Source organism: Candidatus Zixiibacteriota bacterium, assembly GCA_014728145.1.
Classification (GTDB): Bacteria; Zixibacteria; MSB-5A5; order JAABVY01; family JAABVY01; genus WJMC01.
This window is the reverse complement of sequence record WJMC01000175.1, coordinates 1-18,598: the sequence shown is the minus strand read 5'-3', so window position 1 is coordinate 18,598 and position 18,598 is coordinate 1. Positions and strand designations below refer to the sequence as shown.

At 49.7% G+C, this 18,598-nt stretch carries 21 protein-coding genes and 1 tRNA gene; 13 read left to right on the top strand and 9 right to left on the bottom strand.

Annotation, left to right across the window (positions count from 1 at the left end):
• Window positions 1-920 (top strand): hypothetical protein (locus GF404_10285; GenBank protein MBD3382569.1); only part of this gene is annotated, 920 nt, incomplete at its 5' end.
• 46 nt (window positions 921-966) lie between these two features.
• Window positions 967-2,268, top strand: coding sequence for an HDOD domain-containing protein (locus GF404_10280; protein MBD3382568.1), 1,302 nt, complete (start codon window positions 967-969; stop codon window positions 2,266-2,268).
• Between the two features lie 7 nt (window positions 2,269-2,275).
• On the opposite strand, the gene GF404_10275 is transcribed toward GF404_10280, so the two are convergent.
• The 9 genes from GF404_10275 to GF404_10235 all read right to left on the bottom strand — a co-directional run bounded on the left by GF404_10275 (window position 2,276) and on the right by GF404_10235 (window position 7,747).
• A complete protein-coding gene (locus GF404_10275) occupies window positions 2,276-3,571 on the bottom strand; it encodes an MFS transporter (protein ID MBD3382567.1) in 1,296 nt (431 codons plus the stop codon).
• A gap of 94 nt (window positions 3,572-3,665) precedes the next feature.
• Window positions 3,666-4,319, bottom strand: a complete 654-nt coding sequence (locus tag GF404_10270) for a methyltransferase domain-containing protein (GenBank protein ID MBD3382566.1) — start codon at window positions 4,317-4,319, stop codon at window positions 3,666-3,668.
• Window positions 4,320-4,327: 8 nt separating this feature from the next.
• The gene (locus GF404_10265; GenBank protein MBD3382565.1) at window positions 4,328-4,720 is read right to left on the bottom strand and encodes a hypothetical protein; all 393 of its coding nucleotides are present in this window, start codon (window positions 4,718-4,720) and stop codon (window positions 4,328-4,330) included.
• Between the two features lie 48 nt (window positions 4,721-4,768).
• On the bottom strand, window positions 4,769-5,380 hold the full coding sequence (locus tag GF404_10260; protein MBD3382564.1) for a hypothetical protein: 612 nt from the start codon (window positions 5,378-5,380) through the stop codon (window positions 4,769-4,771).
• Between the two features lie 186 nt (window positions 5,381-5,566).
• Window positions 5,567-5,638 (bottom strand) — tRNA-Arg (locus tag GF404_10255).
• A 62-nt stretch (window positions 5,639-5,700) separates the two neighbouring features.
• Window positions 5,701-6,114 carry a YbhB/YbcL family Raf kinase inhibitor-like protein gene (locus GF404_10250; protein MBD3382563.1) on the bottom strand — a complete coding sequence of 138 codons (414 nt, stop codon included), beginning with the start codon at window positions 6,112-6,114 and terminating at the stop codon, window positions 5,701-5,703.
• Between the two features lie 307 nt (window positions 6,115-6,421).
• Entirely contained in the window at window positions 6,422-6,739 is a 318-nt protein-coding gene (locus GF404_10245) for a heavy metal-binding domain-containing protein (protein ID MBD3382562.1), read from the bottom strand.
• Window positions 6,736-7,182: a hypothetical protein gene (locus tag GF404_10240; protein MBD3382561.1), complete on the bottom strand. Its 447-nt coding sequence runs from the start codon at window positions 7,180-7,182 to the stop codon at window positions 6,736-6,738. Before GF404_10240 ends, GF404_10245 begins: the two co-directional genes overlap by 4 nt.
• Window positions 7,175-7,747 (bottom strand): sigma-70 family RNA polymerase sigma factor, encoded by a 573-nt coding sequence (locus tag GF404_10235; GenBank protein ID MBD3382560.1) that lies wholly within the window; start codon window positions 7,745-7,747, stop codon window positions 7,175-7,177. Before GF404_10235 ends, GF404_10240 begins: the two co-directional genes overlap by 8 nt.
• 191 nt (window positions 7,748-7,938) lie before the next feature.
• Between GF404_10235 and GF404_10230 the strand changes: the two genes are divergently transcribed.
• The 11 genes from GF404_10230 to GF404_10180 all read left to right on the top strand — a co-directional run.
• Entirely contained in the window at window positions 7,939-8,310 is a 372-nt protein-coding gene (locus tag GF404_10230) for a hypothetical protein (GenBank protein ID MBD3382559.1), read from the top strand.
• A 90-nt stretch (window positions 8,311-8,400) separates the two neighbouring features.
• On the top strand, window positions 8,401-9,315 hold the full coding sequence (locus GF404_10225; GenBank protein MBD3382558.1) for a hypothetical protein: 915 nt from the start codon (window positions 8,401-8,403) through the stop codon (window positions 9,313-9,315).
• Between the two features lie 141 nt (window positions 9,316-9,456).
• Window positions 9,457-10,716: a cation:dicarboxylase symporter family transporter gene (locus tag GF404_10220; GenBank protein ID MBD3382557.1), complete on the top strand. Its 1,260-nt coding sequence runs from the start codon at window positions 9,457-9,459 to the stop codon at window positions 10,714-10,716.
• Window positions 10,717-10,786: 70 nt separating this feature from the next.
• On the top strand, window positions 10,787-11,233 hold the full coding sequence (locus GF404_10215; protein MBD3382556.1) for a D-tyrosyl-tRNA(Tyr) deacylase: 447 nt from the start codon (window positions 10,787-10,789) through the stop codon (window positions 11,231-11,233).
• On the top strand, window positions 11,230-11,859 hold the full coding sequence (gene maf, locus GF404_10210; GenBank protein MBD3382555.1) for a septum formation protein Maf: 630 nt from the start codon (window positions 11,230-11,232) through the stop codon (window positions 11,857-11,859). The genes GF404_10215 and maf overlap by 4 nt, the downstream gene beginning before the upstream one ends.
• Window positions 11,856-12,809, top strand: coding sequence for a helix-turn-helix domain-containing protein (locus GF404_10205; protein ID MBD3382554.1), 954 nt, complete (start codon window positions 11,856-11,858; stop codon window positions 12,807-12,809). The genes maf and GF404_10205 overlap by 4 nt, the downstream gene beginning before the upstream one ends.
• A complete protein-coding gene (locus tag GF404_10200; GenBank protein ID MBD3382553.1) occupies window positions 12,809-13,363 on the top strand; it encodes a hypothetical protein in 555 nt (184 codons plus the stop codon). The genes GF404_10205 and GF404_10200 overlap by 1 nt, the downstream gene beginning before the upstream one ends.
• 13 nt (window positions 13,364-13,376) lie before the next feature.
• Window positions 13,377-17,036, top strand: a complete 3,660-nt coding sequence (gene smc / locus GF404_10195; GenBank protein MBD3382552.1) for a chromosome segregation protein SMC — start codon at window positions 13,377-13,379, stop codon at window positions 17,034-17,036.
• Window positions 17,033-17,953, top strand: coding sequence for a signal recognition particle-docking protein FtsY (gene ftsY, locus GF404_10190; protein ID MBD3382551.1), 921 nt, complete (start codon window positions 17,033-17,035; stop codon window positions 17,951-17,953). The genes smc and ftsY overlap by 4 nt, the downstream gene beginning before the upstream one ends.
• The gene (locus tag GF404_10185) at window positions 17,950-18,351 is read left to right on the top strand and encodes a YjbQ family protein (GenBank protein MBD3382550.1); all 402 of its coding nucleotides are present in this window, start codon (window positions 17,950-17,952) and stop codon (window positions 18,349-18,351) included. The genes ftsY and GF404_10185 overlap by 4 nt, the downstream gene beginning before the upstream one ends.
• Window positions 18,348-18,598: 23S rRNA (pseudouridine(1915)-N(3))-methyltransferase RlmH (locus GF404_10180; protein MBD3382549.1), on the top strand; the 251-nt coding region annotated here is incomplete at its 3' end. The genes GF404_10185 and GF404_10180, both read left to right, overlap by 4 nt.

Below are 18,598 nucleotides of genomic sequence, written 5' to 3'. Positions count from 1 at the left end.
TCGGAACTGTACCATTTCTGGTCGGACTGGGATACTTCGAGGATGACAGCTTCATCGTCCGTCAGCATTTTCTGCCCGATTATTGCGAAGAACTTGGTTTTCTGGAGCATCTCTTTGATGATCTCCCCGGCAAGGTGTTAGTTTCATTCAACGGGCGGGCGTTTGACCTCCCGCTTTTGACCAATCGTTTTCTCATCCAGCGAACAGGTTCGGAATTCTTTGCACGCGACCATCTCGATATAATTTTCACACTGAGAAGGTTTTTCCGTCTGAAACTGCCTGACTGCACACTCAAGACGGCGGAATCCAGCCTGCTCGGTTTCGAGCGCTTAAACGATGTCCCCTCGGAGCAAATTCCGCAGATATATTTCGATTACCTGCGCGACGGCAATCCCGACAGCGTTTACCAGGTCGTAATTCACAATCAATGGGATATTCTTTCCACTTTGGGTGTCCTGGTCGAGTTGAACAAATTTGTCGAGAAGGCCGAACGGGCTGATAAGTTGTCCGAACAGGACAGCTGGGCGCTGGGGAAGTTTTATCTCAAGCGGCGGGATTTCAGCCGGGCCATGACCAATTTCAGCAAATCCGAAGCCGTTGACAACAGCTACCACTTTCGCAATATCTTCGAAGCTTCGCTTTTAGCCAAACGGATGGGCGATTTCGAGGCCGCCCTGAGCTACTGGCAGATGTTGACTGAAGCCTATAATCCGAGCTTTTACCAGGCTCTCGAGGAGCTGGCCAAATACCATGAACACCGCACTCGTGATCTCAAACAGGCCGAGGCAGTCTGCAAACGCGCCAACGAAGTCATTTACCAGATGTCTCAGATCGCAACAGCCGATAGCTATCAGGTTTGGACAGAACGATTTGCGAAAAGACTGGCCAGAATCCGCAGAAAAGCGGCAAAGTTACAATAGTACTTCATTTTACCTGACAATTTGCCGATAAATTCAATGTATTGATATGAAAGAAAAACAGGTATTTAAACGGTTAGAAGAGCTGGAGAACCTGGCTACACTGCCGGAAGTTCTGGCGGAGATACTGCGCGTCATAGAGGATCAGGAGTCTCCTTTAGATGAGCTGGCCAGGATAATTCTCAAGGATGTGCCCCTGACGGCGCGGGTTTTGAGTGCCGCCAATTCGGCCGCCTATGGCCGGCAGTTAAAGGTCTCCTCGATTCGCGATGCTGTCATGACTCTCGGGGCGCGGACTATCCGTTCCATCGCGCTTTCGATGGCGATCTGTGATTTTATTACAGGGCTCAACACCGAACTGCCCAAAAAGGATTTCTGGAAGCATTCCATCGAAGTCGCCGTAACCTCAGAACTCCTGGCCGAACGAGTTCACCCCAAGTATTCCGAGGAAGCCTATATCGCCGGGCTGTTCCACGATATCGGAATACTCGTTCTGGACACTCTCTATCCGCGTGAATACGCCCATATCTGGGAAGGGGTGAGCCAGCGTGGAGAAGACTTGTTGAAGCTGGAGGAAATGGCTTTCGGCACCACTCATAACCGGGTTGGATCGTATGTCTTATCGAAATGGAATCTGCCCCAGGTTTACGCTATTTCAGTTATGCAACATCACGATACATTTGAACTCAAGGAAGCTTCGAAGGACCAGAAGATTCCGGAGATTATCAACCTGGCAGAAAAAACCGCAAAAAACCAGTTTGATTTCCGGGGTGTGCTGGAGGGAATAGAATTCGATAACCGCAACATCCTCATGAAAAACCTGGGGATTAGCAACAATGATATGTCCGAGATTGAGACCGACATAGTTCCCAGGTTCCTCGAGTCTGCGGCGTTTCTGGAAGTCGATGTCGGCTCATCAGTAGAACTTCTGGCCGAGGCCAACCTGCGAATATTCGAGCTGTACCGTGAAGTTGAAGATCTCTTGAACAGCATCAAAACCGAAACTGATTTCGAACAGAGGCTGGAATTTGACAGGCTCGCGGTAGAGATACTGCATACGGTTGTGGCGACTTTCTCGCATTACTTCAACAATGCCTGCGCCTCGATTCTGGGCAGGTCGCAGTTGATCGAAATGGCTCTCAACAAGGGAGACCTCGAGGACCACAACAAGGTACTGAGCAATTCACTGATCGCTATCCAGAACGGTGTCAACAGTATCACAGGCACCCTGCAGGAACTCAAGCAGGTAAAGTCCTTCAAGACCACACTCTATCATGAAAAAACCCTGATCATAGATCTCGAAGATTCACTCAAAAAATACAAACCGCAGAAGACAAAAGAAAACGTTTGATCCGACCTTAACTTTTTAATGACTGCGTATCGACTTCCGCCTGACGTGGCTTTTCAAATCTTTTACCGACGAAATAAAATCCAATAGTCACGATGATTATCATGATCGTCATCAGGCCAAAGTATTCACCGGGCTTGATCGCGGTATATACCCGCGCGAACAAACCGGCCAGGATATTGCCGAAAAAGACCGTCGTCCACCACAGGGCGGTAATCCTCGATTTCATATGGTTGGGTGCCTCCTCGAACGCCAGTTGCAGTCCGATCACGGAGATGCACAGCTCCGCCGAAGTCATCAGGATATAGGCGAACACCTCCCATAAAATCGAAACTTTGTTCTCGACAGCCACAAATCCGGCCACAGTCATAAGCGCCATACAGAATATCACCAGCACAAAGCCGATCAGCATCTTTTTCGGTGACGACAGCCGGACCTTCTCACTTTTGTCCGTTTTAGACCAGAGCCAGGCAAAAAACGGGGTCAGGATTACAATCAGGACAGGATTTAGACCCTGGATGGCATCGGGTGGAATAGTGCCCAAAAAAGTGTCCAGGATCAAATAGTCGCGAGCGAAGAGAGTCCATGTCGAATAAGCCTGGTCGAACACTGACCAGAAGAAAACAATCAATGCGAACAATCCCATAATCCGCCAGGTAATTCTCCGGTCCTCCGATTTTTGAGCGCTCGCACGTGGCTTCTCATATTGAGACTTGACATCCTCAACCGGGTAATGACGTTTCCCGAGGTAGAATATTCCCAATGATACCACCATCAACACAGTCGGCGCCATAAACGCGGCGGAGTATCCGTAATGATCTCTGATAAACGGCAGAGTCAGCATAGTGGAAGCGGCCCCGATATTTATGGCCATATAGAAAAACGAAAAGGCCTGGGACAGAAGATGGGATTTTCCCGCCTGTTCGTACATCAATCCCATCAGCGTGCTGATATTCGGTTTGACACTGCCGGAACCGCCCGCCAGCAATGCCAGGGCGACATACAGACCGGTACTCGTCTCGAACGAGCCCAGGATGATATGTCCCATTATGTAGGGAATCGCGAAGTATATAATCGTCCTGAACTTGCCCAGCCAGCGGTCAGCGACATAACCGCCGATGATCGGCGCGATATAACATGACGCCGTAAAGATCGAAGCGACAGTTGCGCTATCAGCATCCGAGTAACCCAGCTTGTCGATCATGTACAGTACCAGCAGGGCTTTCATACCGTAAAAGCTGGCCCGTTCGGCGTACTCGCCCCAGAAAATGAACCAGAAGCCTGTCGGATGTTCTCTGATATTCACAAACTAATTCCCGCTTTCGCCATCATCGTGTGTGTGTGGCTTTCGGGAAAGTAAATAATTGCGCAGGTATTGGCAATCTATTTTAGGGGGGATTCTACGCTTTCCTGAAAACGCCTTCGGCACGGGCATGACGTTCCGGGTCGCCGTCTCCATGGGTATGCCACTTGCCCCAGCCCTCATGGTAGTAGACAGGCTCGTAAGCGGAGAAGATGCTCTTGAGTTCGTTTTTCTCCAAAAATGTACAGACCTGTCCCGCGGGGGTTCGAAATGAGTTTTTGCCGATCGGTTTGGATTTTATCTGGTGGATTTCATAGGAACTGTCGGCTATTGTCCAGGCAGTAATGAACAAATACCCGCCGGGGGCAAGCCAGTTGTCGATTCGCTTTATCAGGAGTTTGATCTTGTCCCAGTCAATCATCTGGATCAATCCGCAGACTACGACCGCGCTGAAACTTTCCGGGTCAGTATAGAGATCTTCGAATGTCAACGCTTTAGCATCGATCGGAAGTTTCTCTTTTTCGACTATCCGGTTGATTCCATCCACTGCTACCTGCGAGGGGTCAATCGCGATAACCCTGTAATTTCGGCAGGCCAGGTAGAAACTGTGGCGACCCTGTCCGGCACCGATGTCGAGCACCGGAAGAGAATCGTCAATCAGGTGCACGTGCTGGGTGAGAAGTTCCTCCGGTTCCGAACCGAAATAGTCCGGAATCCGGCTGTATTCTCTATCATAATCGATCGCCGACATTTCGGTTTCTACCCCTTAACTTCCTCGATTTTCCATTTGCCGTCAGCTTCTTTGACTAGAAGCATTGTGACTTCAACATCGGAATACTCGCTTTTGATTGTATCCCGCAGGCTTCTCATATCGCCCAGGATCTTTTCATGTTCCGCCTCGAGCGAAGGGAATGCATCATGACCGCCATAGCCGGCACAATCCTCATGCTGGGAAATAAACACGTTCTTAACTCCATGCTTTTCGATACAGATCCGGATATAACGCAAGGCGGTCTCGTGGTCCTTGCAGGGGCCGCCAATCGAAATCCGGTCGACATTTCCGGTTAAACCATAGCGATGAATCCAGGCCTCAAGAATTTCCTGGATACGGAAATCCATACAGTGCAGAATCAGATTATTGCATTTTCCCATTGCAACCCTCCCGGTCACAGGTTGAGTGTAAACTACGTGATCGGTGTGTTAGAACCGTGGTTTTTTCCTCCTGAGCTTAACCAGAAAGCTCAGGTAATCGCGTCCCATGTCTGTGATATAATAACGTTTGTCCTCAGCTTTTACAAGCTGAGATTTCTCCAAAAAATTCATGTATTGATCAAAACTGTAATCCCGGTAAACCGCAGGATAGCGTGAAGCTCCCATTTCATAAAAAGGTTTGATATTATCATAGGTGTCGCCGTCGGTATTGGAATTGAGATGTTCCAAAAGACCGACCTGGCTCCCGTAGAGGACGCTGTTGAGATACTCGAAATCTTTGGCCAGAATGGCTACTGCCAGGTGTTCAATCAAGTACTCGATTTTACGGGCGTCGCTTTCTATTTTCTTGCTCAAAAGATCCTTGCGAACAGCCTGCTCATAGCTTTTGAGCGATTCATAATCGAACATTCTGGCTGACCTCGCCAGCCAGGCTTCCTTGTTCTCGACATTCTGGGCGTTAGTAGGGGGGAGCTCGATATTGTTGGCGATAGCTTTCTTTCCCGGCCCCGAGAATAATGCTCGCCGGAATAAGAGCAGGAACACTACCCCCAGAACAACGAATGTGAGGCCGAATGAAATCGGCCAGATATATTCATTCATACAGACTCCTTATTTATTGACAAAATTAATCGGGCATAAAACTCATGTCTACAAAAACAGTTAGCTCAGGTTCCAAGTCCTCAATTATAGATATCGGCAGAGATATATTTGACTTTGATGTTTATTGAGCGGGAATTTGAATGAAACTAAGATAAGATAGAATAAAAAGATCGAACTCACAAAAAATACCCCCGCCCAGGATCGAACTGGGATTGCCGGCTCCGGAGGCCGGTGCGTTATCCATTACACCACGGGGGCAAAATCCTGATTTATTATATGTTAATCGCTCAGGTTCAGGCTGTCAATTAAAATCAGGCAAATCAGTTCTGGCGATGATATTTCCCCATAATTTCGCCATAGCCGAGAACATGGCCCTTCATTGCCTTCTGGACTTCCTGCCTGGTGGCTCCTTCCTCGAGTTCGAGTTCACAGTCGAGAGCGTAGAGCTGGAAGAAATAGCGATGAGTTCCCGAAGGGGGACATGGACCGCCATAGCCCAGTTTACCCCAGCTGTTTTCTCCACGGACAAATTCGCTGGACGAGTCCGCCTCAATCATGCTCAGGGATGTATCAGCAGGCGAGATATTGTATACGACCCAGTGTACCCAGGTACCGCCGGGTGCGTCAGGATCATCGCAGATCAATGCCAGCGATTCGGTGCTGTCGGGCAGGTTTTTCCAGAGTAACTCCGGGGCGCTGTCCTCGCCGTCACAGGTATAACGAACGGGTATCATGCCTTCGTGGATGAAGGCGGTACTGCTTACCCTGATCTCTTCATAGGCTTCCCCCTCGAGTGTATCGGCGATAGCGACCGAATGGGATAACTCGGTTTTTTCACCGCCCTCGCAGGCGAATGCGCAAAACGAGAGTATGATAAAAAACGCGGCAGGGATAGATAGTTTCATGGTCCGCTCCCTCCTCTATCTATTTGCTTATACAATCAGTCATTTAAAAAGACCGTCTGAAACTGAAAATGTTGCGAAAAATTTATTCCAGAAACAGTGAGTGCAAAAAATCGGATTCGTTTGCGAGTAACGCTGGTCAATCCTCGACCACAACCGCGGTACCGTATGCCAGAAGTTCAGCGGCCCCGGCCATAATATAGCTGGTCGAAAAACGCAATGCGATCACGGCGTTAGCTCCCTGTGACATCGCTTCCGACTGAAGACGATCGAGCGCCTGTTCGCGCGCTTCGGCAATCATCTTGGTGTAATCCGAGACCTCACCACCGACCATGTTGCGAATCTGGGCTACGATATCATGGCCGAGATGACGGCATCGGATAGTGTTTCCGCGTACGATCCCGATCGTCTTCAGAATCTTTTTGCCCGGGATATCATCTGATGTGGTTATTATCAAAGCTTGACCTCCTTATAGCGTTCTTTCTTACGGGCGAAAATCACCTCCCGCACGATCGAGATCAGCAAAATAATCAGGCCGGCTCCGCCGACTGCGACACCGATCTTGATAACCAGGCTGATCTCAGACGAGGTGAAGACACCCTCGAAAAGCTGGTAGGCTCCGTAACATAATAATATAATCGCGCCGATCGACATCAGTACCCAGCCGATACCGCGCTCCAGGCGGTTATAGACATTTGTCCAGTAACCCTCCCAGTGGCTGTCAGGAAGATCCTTAAACATAATTGAGTCTGTTACCTCCTTTATCTTCGTAAACGCCCTGAACTCATCCGCCAGAGCAGGATCGGAACCTGCCGCCTGCTTAAGCTCGGCCAGTTCCTCTTCGCTCGCCAGCCCGTCGACAGCCTTCATCAGAAGCTCTTTTTTGCGGTCTTCATCCATACAATATACCCAGCTCCTCTTTCATCTTCTTACGGGCGTAGTACAACCGGCTCATCACGCTCCCTACCGGAATACCAAGAGATTCAGCAATTTCCTCGTATGACATATCCTCGAAATGCCTGAGGACGATGATTTCCCTGTGTTCGAAAGATAATTTCTCGATCGCTTCCCAGACCTGCTCGCGGGTTTCATCAGCTTCCACCAGAAGATCGGGGGAAAGAGCACGTTCACCGCTTCCAGCCCGGGCTTCATCCTGAGTGGATCTCTTATAATCCGCCCGAACCCTGAGTTTCTTGAGGTGGTTCTTGCAGAGATTGGCAATAATCGTGTAAAACCAGCTGAAAAACGACCTGTCCTGGTCGTAGCGTTTGCGGGCGTTGTAGACCCGTATAAACGCTTCCTGCGAGATATCCATGGCGTCGGCCGGGTCACCAACCAGCTTGAGCGCCAGGTAATAAGCTTTTTTCTTGTACCTTTCGACCAAATGTCTGAAAGCATCCTTATCACCGGCCTTTACCATCATCAAAAGCTTCTCATCGGACACTTCGAATTCACCAGTTTTCATCAAGATTACTCCGCAATCGGCCGATTATTCAATGTATAGGGAAAAAATCGCATTTTTTTGGATTTATGGCAACCTTAATTTGCAACCCGGGAAATTTAGCGCTATTTGACATGAATCTGTGATATTCTGCCGGGGCTGAATTATAAACACCGAATTACTTAAGACAGGTATAAATAACAAGGAAGGCAACGATGATCATTATATCATCAGGGAAACTGCCGTTTTTCATACTTATACTGGCAGCGGCTTTGATTGCTGGATGTTCGGGTAATTCCGATCAGGAAGCCGAAGACAGCCACTCCGGTGTAAGTCTTCCGGAAACGGTGTATTCTGCCGAGGCGCAGGAGATGCTCAAACAAATCTACATCAAACAGCAGGAGTTCTACGCTGAACATCAGGTCTACTCCACTGACCTGGAGGAGATCGGTATGATCATGCCGGCCGGGGGAAAGTACCGCTACCTGGTTGAGCTGACACCTGACGGTTTTACCGCGACCGCCAAAGGCATTCAGGTATGGGAAATCGATCAGGATGGAAATATCTATCAGCTGGCCCAGAAATAAAATTTTGTAGTTGACAGCGGTAGCGTCTGAAAATATTTTTGTCCCCGAAAGAACTGATTACTAACCCCTTTTATAACCATGGAGGAGTAAATGAAAAGGAAACTGTTTATTGCGCTTTTTATGTCCGCCTCGCTGGCACTCTTTTCGGTCTTTGCCTGTTCGAGTTCCGACGATGATGATAACGGCGTCCAGCCGATATCGCAGACCGATCTGCAGGCCCAGGTTCAGCAGGATATGGACCTGATCCTTACTTCTGTTCTGCAGGGTTTTGAAAACTGGGACGGGTTCGAGCCACCCAGCTCAGATGACGCTTTCGGTAAAGCGACCGTAACCGCCGAACCCAAAGACACATCAGAAGGTTACCAGAACGGCTGGCACTACTTCATCATGTCCGGAAGTGACACCGAAACCGATGAATACGGTACGTACTCGTATACGGTCAGCCTGGCTGATTCCGTCCAGTTCAAGGAAAACGGCACTCCAGTCCAGGTCCCGACCAGTTCGACCGATTTCCTGCAGTTTATCATGCACATGACCTTGACAATGGATATATCATTCCAGTACGACACTACCAGTATCGACCTCGATCTCAGTTTTGACAAATACGATATCAATAACACCTACCAGGAACTGCCGAATGGTGATATTGAGGTCGACGGAAGTTTCGAGTACGATTACAGCCTGACCGGCAGTGGCTCAGAAGGGATTGTTACCGGAGATATCGTCTATGATCTGACCATCAGCAACCTGGTAATCGACGATAACAGTGGTTGCCCGCAATCCGGTACGATTACCGCTGACGCCACCATGAATGTTTCCGGCCCGGATGGCGGAGGGCAGGGATCATACAGCATGACGATCACTTTCACTAATTCCTCGACCATCACAGTCCATGCCGAATCTGGCGGCAACACCTACGACTGGACCGACACTTATGTCTGCGAAGGTGTCTCGGGTTCGCCGAACTCCTTCCTCTCGGACATCGTCTTCAGCCTGATTCGATAGATACAGCAGTTTACTCTGTAAAAACCCCGTCATTTAAGGCGGGGTTTTTATTTACCTTGTAGCCACTGTCGATGTCATACTTTTAGTTGACCGTCGTCTGCTGAAATGATACAATAGAATTTAGTTTATCCTGGGGAGGTCATGAAAGTCGGCGATTCTGACAGCAACAAAATAATACTGATCGGCATCCTGATCGGAATCATCCTGGGCGGATTTCTGGGGTACACGCTGGGCGAAAAGATGGTTTGGGCATCTTTTTTCGGCACCCTGTTTCTGAATGCCCTCAAGATGATTGTTATTCCGCTAATTATCACATCGATGGTGACTGGTGTGGCCGCCCTGGGTGACATCCGCAAGCTGGGAGGTACTGCCGCAAAAACAGTCGGCTATTACCTTATGACCACTTTCGCCTCGGTGATAATTGGAATAATAGTCGTCAACCTGATTCAGCCCGGAGTCGGTCAGAGCATCTTTAACCAGTCGGCCGAACCAGTGGCCGATGCCGGTGAATTTTCTATTCTCGGTTTTTTCCTGAAACTGATCCCGACCAATGTCTTTGAGGCGATGGCTGAGACCAGGGTACTGCCCTTGATAATCTTTTCGCTCTTCTTCGGCGCTGTTTTGACCACGATCGGTAAAAAAGGGGAGATGCTGATCGAGATCTTCGACGGCTTAAACGAAGTTATCATGAAGATGGTGCATATCATCATGTGGTTCGCGCCGGTCGGGGTGTTTGGGCTTGTAGCCGGAAAAATCGCCACGGTGATCGCCACATCCGACCCATCAATAACAGGCGGGGTCAACCCGGTCTTGTATGAAATCCTGAAAGTCAGCAAGTACTCGCTGAGCGTGTTGACCGGCCTGTCGATACACGCTTTCATCATCCTGCCTTTAATTCTCTATCTGCTGACAAGGCGTAATCCCCTGAAGTACGGGTCAAATGTTTTCCAGGCTGTAGCTACAGCCTTTTCCACGGCATCTTCCTCGGCCACCCTTCCGATCACTCTCGACTGCGTCCAGAAATATAACAAGGTCAACCGCAAGGCGGCCTCATTCGTGCTTCCGCTGGGAGCCACTATTAACATGGACGGTACCGCTCTCTATGAAGCGGTAGCGGCGATCTTTATCGCCCAGCTATACGGCGTCGACCTCACGTTCGGCCAGCAGATCATAATCGTCCTGACCGCTACCCTGGCAGCAATCGGCGCGGCCGGGATTCCCCAGGCGGGTCTGGTTACTATGGTAATCGTGCTCCAGGCGGTTAATCTGCCGGTGGAGGGAATAGCCTCGATTCTGGCGGTCGACTGGCTTTTGGACCGTTTCCGTACAGCTGTCAATGTATGGGGTGATTCGGTCGGGGCCGCTGTTATCGAAAACACCCGCGAAATCCGCACGGAATAAGAGTTTCCGGAAGTTATATTAAGTGGTTTTTGTTGACTTTAAACCTCGCTGTGTCTAAATTCCTGTGATTATGAGAGTGGTTCTGCAACGCGTAAAGTCGGCACGTGTTTCAGTCGATGGCAAGGAAATTGGAAAAATCGGACCCGGGCTGGTACTACTGGTTGGCGCGGCCGAGGGCGACTCCTCCCATGATGTGCGCAAGCTGGCCTACAAATGCCTGAATATGCGCATCTTCGAGGATCAGCACGGCAAGTTCAATTACTCCTGTTTGAAACAGGGTTACGATGTCATGGTGGTCTCGCAGTTCACCCTCCTGGCGGATACCCGTAAAGGCCACCGTCCTTCGTTTTCCGACGCCTGCGAACCGCAACAGGCCGAAGAACTCTACGAGGAGTTTATTGAAGCCTGTGAAAGCGAAGACGTAAATGTCGCCAGAGGCGAATTCGGCGCCCGGATGCTGGTCGAAATCAATAATTGGGGACCGGTAACTATTATTGTTGACAGTAAAACGATATGAGATACAATCTATCTTATCCGCCTGAATTAGCGGACAGACTCAAGCAGAATGCTTCCGGGTACCGTATAATTCTGGCTTCTAACTCACCCCGCAGGGCGGAAATCATGAACCTGCTGGGGATCGAATTTGTAAAAGTAGTTCCGGATGTGGATGAGAACATTTCTCACAACGGTCATCCGGGCGGTTACGCCGAAAGACTGGCAAAATTAAAAGCGGAGGCAGTTTCCGAAACTGACAGCGCCATGATCATCGCCGCGGACACGATCGTGGTCAGAGGCGGTGAGATAATCAATAAGCCCGCTGATGAGGCCGACGCGGCCCGTATGCTTAAAAGCCTGTCCGGCCAGGAGCACCAGGTGATTACAGCCGTCGCATTGCGCAACCCGGAAAACGGCAGGATCGTATGTGGCCACGCTGTCAGCCATGTGCAGTTCAAACGATTGAGTGAAAAGAATATCGAAGATTATATAACCTCCGGTGAACCGTTTGGCAAAGCCGGCGCCTACGCCATTCAGGGCAAAGGCGGTGAACTGGTAGAATCCTACCGGGGTGAACTTGATAACATCGTTGGTTTTCCAGCCAAACTGTTCGGCGATCTTATGGAAGAGATGAAAAGCGAGGTATAAAATTGTTCATAGAATTTGACCCGTCAGCCGAGGATAACTCCCTCGGTAAATACCTGAAATCGATCCGTGAAGAAAAGGAAGTCACGATCGAAGAACTGGCCGAGGTAACCCGTATCAAACAGCATTACCTCGAGGCCATAGAAGATGATCGTCTGGATGATCTTCCCACCGGACCATACCTGACCCTGTTTTTAAAATCCTACTGCGAGACGCTCGAGATCGACTATGATGAGCTGATGCAGACCTTCCAGGTCGAGGGCAAAAAGCCCGCTAAGCAACAGGCTCGTCCTCCAAAACAGAAAAAACAACAGCCGGCACCGCTCAAACCTGTGGTCGACGCTAAAAAGCAGGGAGCAAATCACAAACCCGAAAAGAAACAGCCCCACCAGAAAAAGGAAACTGAAAAAGCTCCTTCCGGCCAGAAACCGGAAATCGTAAACTATCTGATTCTAACCGGTGTGATCGTTTTCGTGGCCTTCATCGCGTTGATAATACTGATCACTTTCCGGGGCGGGGAAGAAGGCGAAGGTTCTCATGCACAAACAGCTCACCAGACGGAACAACATGAAGCCGATACTCACGGCGACAGCGAAGCGGAAACCGAACCGGCAATTACCGCTCCGCCGATTGTTGATTCCACCGAGATCCTGCGTGAACGGTTTTTAGCCAGTTACGACAAACTCGAGCTTATCATAAATCCGGAGCAACAACAACAGGTTACGTTGGTTGCCGATGGTGACAGTACCCAGAAGCTTGTCAATCCGAGCAGGACATGGACTTTTGTAGCCGATGAGGAACTGGTTATTTCCTGCGAGAGGATGGATAAAACGAAATACTATGTCAACGGTTTCAGGCTCAAGACCGACAGCTTGGATTTTGCCGGTGAGCACAGCCTGTTGCTGAATCGTTCCAACTGGATAGAATTTGTCGATACCACGGATGTCAGGTAATGTTTCTGAAGAAGATACTCAGGGATATAAAGTTCAAGTGGCAGTTGCGCAAAACCGACCGGCGGGATTACAGCCTCTCGGATATCTTCAACGCGCCCGATAAAATTGTCCTTTTGTATCCCTCCCAGCCCAATGAACAGAAAAGCGCGGACAATTTCATCAAGGAATTGACTGAGCTTTTTGACCAGGCCAGGTTTACCCTGGTCGGCAATCGTGACGCGGGTGTCAAACGGGTGGATTACCTCAAAAAGGCCACCAAGCTGGAACCGAGTTACACCGAGATGCTCTGGAGCGGGCTTCCCGGCAGGCAGTTTGTCGATAAAGTGGTCAAAGAAGATGCTGACCTTTTGATCGACCTGGCAGTCCGCAAGGACTACTTCAATGCCTATGTCGCCGCCTGCTCAAAAGTCCCTGTCAGGATCGGAAACTACGGGAGCTGGGGCTCTCCGATTTACAATCTCGAGATAAAATCGAACTACATCCAGAACGAGAAGCTGATCTTAAGATCGATTATGGACGTCTTGAAATCGCTCAAGGCCGGCATCAACAACTGAGAAGAGGACATCGATGTATTTAGATAGATTGCAACTACTGGGTTTTAAGTCATTTCCCGAAAAAACCGTACTGCACTTTTCACACGGCATATCCTGTATTGTAGGCCCCAACGGTTGCGGGAAGACGAATATACTGGATGCATTAAGATGGGTTCTGGGTGAAACCCGCATGTCGATTTTGCGCGGTGGAAAACTCGAGGAAGTAATCTTCTCCGGCACGCGCGACATCAAGCCCCTGGGAATGGCTGAGGTCAACCTGACTTTGGACAACAGCAAAGGCGTCCTGGCCTCTCCCTACAACCAGGTTACCCTGACCCGGCGCCTGTACCGGTCCGGGGATTCCGAATTTTTCATCAACAAAGTCCCCTGCCGGCTGAAAGATATCACCGAGATGTTTCTGGATACCGGGCTGACCTCGGGCACATATTCGGTTATCGAGCAGGACATGATCGATGTCATCCTCTCCGACAAGGCCGAGGATCGCCGTCGCTTCTTTGAGGAAGCCTCTGGGATTACCAAGTACAAACAGCGCAAAAAGGACGCCCTGCGCAAACTCGAGAACACCGATGCCGATCTTCTGCGTCTCGAGGACCTCTATACCGAGGTGTCATCGCAGGCCAACTCGCTCAAACGCCAGGTATCCAAGGCCAAACGACACCAGGAACTCAACAGCAGAATTGAAAAACTGGGTGTCAGGCTGGCGATCGATCAATGGGTTTCCATCAATCAGGAACTCGATGATCTCGAATCCCGAAAAACCGAAGTCAATGACGAGATCGAAAGCCTCAGGTCAGAAGAAAAGGTGATCGATCTCGATCGCGAGAAGTTTAAGTTGACTCTCTCCGAAAAAGAGAATGCCCTGCGTGAGAAACGCGAAAACATCGCTCAACTGACCGAAAAACTTCACAGTTGTGAGAACCGAATCTCTGTACTGCGTGAGAAGCTCGAAAACACCCGCAATCGCCATATTCAAACGGTGGAGGAAATCCGCTCGCATGAACATCGCCAGGAGAGTCTCGAGGAAGAGATCGACAAGGCCGATGGAGAAGTCACCAGGTTAAAATCAGAATCGTCCGAACTTTCTGAACAAGTCACTAAATCTGAAGAAGCTCTTAACCAGGTCTCATCGCGTTTGAATCAGCTGATCGGTTCCTATGATCGCCTGCAGGCGGAAATTGATAAAATCGAAAAGGAAATCAACTCGAGCCAGGAAAACCAGATTACCCTGAACTTGAAATACACTACATCGCTTGAAAAGACCGAGGAACTCGAAAATGAGATAACATCTCTTGAACAGGATCTTAAAAATTATAACAATGAAAAATCCGAACTCGAAAAGAAAGTAGCCGAAAGTAACTCATTTATAACATCAAAGCAGAACAACCTCGGTGAATACAACCAGAACCTGGACCAGCTCGAAGATGAGTTTAAACAGTCCGAGGTAAAACGCCAAAAGATCGACAGTAAAAGTCACCAGCTCGAAGCCGAACTAAAGATGGTCGAAAAGATCATCCATCAATATGAAGGATACACTTCCGGGGCGGCCCAGATCGGCAATATCAAGGAGCGCTTTCCCGGAATTCTGGACACGGTTGCGAACATCATAAACCCGCCGGAAAAATACCAGGCCTGTGTACAGACTGTCCTGGGCGAGCTGTCCAATTATTTCGTGGTACGCGATCAAAAGACGGCCGAGGATGTTATCGCCCACGGACGTGAGAACGATTTCGGCCGTTTTGGACTGATTATACTTGAGAATGTGCCCGAACCGGATGATCCTGAAATCAGCTTTCCCAACAACCCGGGTATCCACGGTCAACTGTATAAATTTATCCAGACCGAGCCTGAGTTCAGCAGGCTGTCGCGTTATCTCTTCAAGGATATAATTGTCGCCGACAGGCTCTTTGAACAGACCGGCGTGTCCGGTTTCGATATGGTTTCCCCCATGGGTGAGATGCTCGATTTTTCCAAATCCCTGGCAATCGGCGGTACCGAGGAGATCCTGCTGGTGGGCCGTAAAAACCAGTTCGAGGAACTCAAAGAACAGATCGCTCAGCTTTCGGAAGAACGCATCAGGCTCAACTCCCGGCAGGAGGAAATCAACAGCACTCGTAACGAGTTTAAACAGAAAATTAATAATACAAGTGATTTGATAGCAGAGAAAAAAGAAGAACTGGCCTCGCTCAATGCCACTCTGGCTCAAAGCAGGATCAAAATAAACTCGACCTCCGGCCAGATCGATGAAAAGCGCAAGTATGTCGACAACCTGCGCGACCAGCTCGAAAAAATCGACAGCGAAAAATCCGGCCTGGGCAAAAAAGTTTCTACCCAGCGAAATCATCTCGATGAAAACCAGGGGCAGGCCCAGAGTCTAAAAGAGCAGATCAACGAGTTGACTCAAACCCGTGATAAGAGTTCCCAGAGCCTTTCTGATCTCAAGATGAGGTTGTTCTCGATCGAGGCTTCGCTCGAAACAGCCGAGAACAATCACCGCCGGCTCAATGAGCTCAAAACCGAGATCGACAATTCACTGTCGGATAAGACCAGGATGATTAACGATCTGGTACTCACATCAACTGAGATAAGGCGTGAACTGATTCTGCTCGAAAACGACCTCGAACAAACTTTCGAGACAAAAGAGAAAGCCTCCGATGAATTGATCTCGGCCGAGGGCGAGATCGCTGAAATCGATGCAAAATTCAATGAGTACGACAAACGCCTGAAACAACTGCGCGCCCGTCTCGAGGAATTGTCAGGTAATCTTCACACTATCGACCTGAAGCTGAACAGCCTGGCGACCCAGAAGGAAACGCTCCTGTCCGATACTTCCGAGCGCTACGACTGCGACCTGAACGCACAGTCACGGGTGATTCATCTTTCCGATGAGGAAAGGGCGGATTCGCAATCTGAGCTTAACGATTTAAAAGACAGGCTCCAGAAACTCGGCCCGGTCAACCTGCTGGCTTTGGAGGAATATGATCAAACCCGTTCACGGGCGGATTTCCTTAAAAACCAGATCGAAGACCTCAACAAGGCCAAGGAAGACCTGCGCCTGACGATCTCGCGTATCAACTCCACGGCGCGCAAAAAATTCATTGAGACTTTCAAGATTGTGCGTGAAAACTTCCAGAACGTTTTCTGTGAACTGTTCGAGGGTGGAGAAGCGAACCTCAGGCTCGATGAAAACGTCGATCCGCTCGAGGCCACAATCCACATCTCCGCCCGTCCGCGGGGCAAGAAACTGCTCTCGATCCATCAGCTCTCAGGAGGGGAACGTGCGCTCTCCGCGCTTTCGCTTTTGTTCGCCTTTTACATGGTCAAACCCTCGCCGTTTTGTATTCTCGATGAAGTCGACGCACCCCTGGATGATGCCAACATCGGGCGTTTTTTGAAGTTGATCAAGCGCTTTACTGAGAACACCCAGTTTATTATAATCACCCACAACAAGCTGACTATGGAAGCGGCCGAGACGCTCTACGGTATCACCATGTCGAAACCGGGAGTGTCGCAGGTTGTATCTGTCAATCTCAAACGAGGTGTGGAACAGGTTGAACTTATCGAAAAGGTTGACCGGGACGAACTCACGGACGAACCCGCGAATGATGATGCAGTGATTGAAACTGAACAGGACGACCGGATTGAAACTGATGAAGGAGTTGAGGTTACCAAATGAAGTTCTCATTCAAGAGGCTGGTCGACGGGTTGAAGAAGACCAAGGAAAACCTGGTTTCGAAAATCCGCAGTACGATCGGGATGTACAACAAAATCGACGACGATTTCCTGGAAGAAATAGAGGAGATCATGATCCAGTCGGACATCGGCGTGGCCACAACCCAGAAGATCATCGAGGGGCTAAAAGAAGCTAACCGGACCGAAAAACCGGAAGGCAGTGAAGAGATTTACGATCTGCTCAAACGGCAAATCGAGAAGATATTTTCTTCCAATGGCGCTCCCAAAAGTTTTTTCGAAGTTGAACAGAAACCATTCGTGATCATGATCGTCGGGGTAAACGGTACCGGCAAGACCACGACAATCGGCAAACTGGCCAAGTATTTTCAAGAACGCGGTAAGTCCGTGCTCTTGGCGGCGGCTGACACATTCCGCGCGGCCGCTATCGAACAGCTTGAAATCTGGGCTGAGCGCGCAGATTGTGAGATAGTCAAGTCGCATCCGGGCGGTGATGCCGCGGCGGTGGCTTATGATGCACTGCAGGCCGCTACGCGACGCAATATCGATGTCGTCCTGATCGACACAGCCGGAAGGCTTCACACCAAGGTCAATCTCCTCGAGGAACTCAAAAAAACCAAACGAGTGATCGGCAAAGCTCTGGAAGGCGCACCGCATGAAACCCTGCTAGTGATCGATGCTACCACCGGCCAAAACGGTGTCCGGCAGGTTAAGGTCTTCGATGACAACCTGACTCTCTCCGGGCTGGTTCTGACCAAGCTGGACGGCACCGCCAAGGGCGGTATCGTGGTAGCTATCGCCGACCAGTTCGATGTGCCCGTCAAGTTCGTCGGCCTGGGGGAGAAGATCGAGGATCTCGACGAGTTCTCCCGCAATGATTTCGTGGAGGCATTGTTTAAATGATAAAAAAAATTGGTGTCAAAACCGAGAGTCATACACAGTTCAAGGATATTACCTCCCAGGTCAAACAAGCCGTTTCAAACTCTACTATCAAAAATGGGCTGGCGGTCGTCTATGTAACCCACACCACGGCCGGCATTACGATTAACGAACACGCCGATCCAGCCGTCCGCGAGGACATCATCACAAGCCTCGATAAACGCTTTCCCTGGGAAGATAGCTACCGCCATGCCGAGGGCAATTCGGCCGCTCATATCAAGGCTTCCCTTATGGGCTCATCGGTGACTGTCATCATCGAAAACGGCAGTCTTGTTCTGGGCACCTGGCAGGGTATTTTCTTTTGTGAATTCGACGGTCCCCGCAGTCGGAACGCCGTCATTAAAATCATCGAATCGGAATGATTCATATCCGCTTTGTAACAGTCGGTAAGATCAAGACCAGCTGGATCTCTGAAGGTATCGACCATTTCGACAAACTGCTCTCTCGCTATGCTACGCTCTCGGAGATCACTGTCAAAGAAGAGAAACAGGCCGGCGACGACAAAAAAGAGCAGGTGATAAAAGCGGAATCGGAGAGGCTTCTAGCAACCATCAAGCCGGATAGTGTTACTGTCGTTCTGGATGAGCGCGGGAATGTGATGACATCCCC

What these genes read in the sequence shown, in the direction of transcription:
- GF404_10280 (MBD3382568.1), top strand. Translation starts at nt 967, where the DNA reads ATGAAAGAAAAACAGGTATTTAAACGGTTAGAAGAGCTGGAGAACCTG.
- GF404_10270 (MBD3382566.1), bottom strand. Translation starts at nt 4,319, where the DNA reads ATGTCGGCGATCGATTATGATAGAGAATACAGCCGGATTCCGGACTAT.
- GF404_10265 (MBD3382565.1), bottom strand. Translation starts at nt 4,720, where the DNA reads ATGGGAAAATGCAATAATCTGATTCTGCACTGTATGGATTTCCGTATC.
- GF404_10260 (MBD3382564.1), bottom strand. Translation starts at nt 5,380, where the DNA reads ATGAATGAATATATCTGGCCGATTTCATTCGGCCTCACATTCGTTGTT.
- GF404_10250 (MBD3382563.1), bottom strand. Translation starts at nt 6,114, where the DNA reads ATGATACCCGTTCGTTATACCTGTGACGGCGAGGACAGCGCCCCGGAG.
- GF404_10240 (MBD3382561.1), bottom strand. Translation starts at nt 7,182, where the DNA reads ATGGATGAAGACCGCAAAAAAGAGCTTCTGATGAAGGCTGTCGACGGG.
- GF404_10235 (MBD3382560.1), bottom strand. Translation starts at nt 7,747, where the DNA reads ATGAAAACTGGTGAATTCGAAGTGTCCGATGAGAAGCTTTTGATGATG.
- GF404_10230 (MBD3382559.1), top strand. Translation starts at nt 7,939, where the DNA reads ATGATCATTATATCATCAGGGAAACTGCCGTTTTTCATACTTATACTG.
- GF404_10225 (MBD3382558.1), top strand. Translation starts at nt 8,401, where the DNA reads ATGAAAAGGAAACTGTTTATTGCGCTTTTTATGTCCGCCTCGCTGGCA.
- GF404_10220 (MBD3382557.1), top strand. Translation starts at nt 9,457, where the DNA reads ATGAAAGTCGGCGATTCTGACAGCAACAAAATAATACTGATCGGCATC.
- GF404_10215 (MBD3382556.1), top strand. Translation starts at nt 10,787, where the DNA reads ATGAGAGTGGTTCTGCAACGCGTAAAGTCGGCACGTGTTTCAGTCGAT.
- maf (MBD3382555.1), top strand. Translation starts at nt 11,230, where the DNA reads ATGAGATACAATCTATCTTATCCGCCTGAATTAGCGGACAGACTCAAG.
- GF404_10200 (MBD3382553.1), top strand. Translation starts at nt 12,809, where the DNA reads ATGTTTCTGAAGAAGATACTCAGGGATATAAAGTTCAAGTGGCAGTTG.
- smc (MBD3382552.1), top strand. Translation starts at nt 13,377, where the DNA reads ATGTATTTAGATAGATTGCAACTACTGGGTTTTAAGTCATTTCCCGAA.
- ftsY (MBD3382551.1), top strand. Translation starts at nt 17,033, where the DNA reads ATGAAGTTCTCATTCAAGAGGCTGGTCGACGGGTTGAAGAAGACCAAG.
- GF404_10185 (MBD3382550.1), top strand. Translation starts at nt 17,950, where the DNA reads ATGATAAAAAAAATTGGTGTCAAAACCGAGAGTCATACACAGTTCAAG.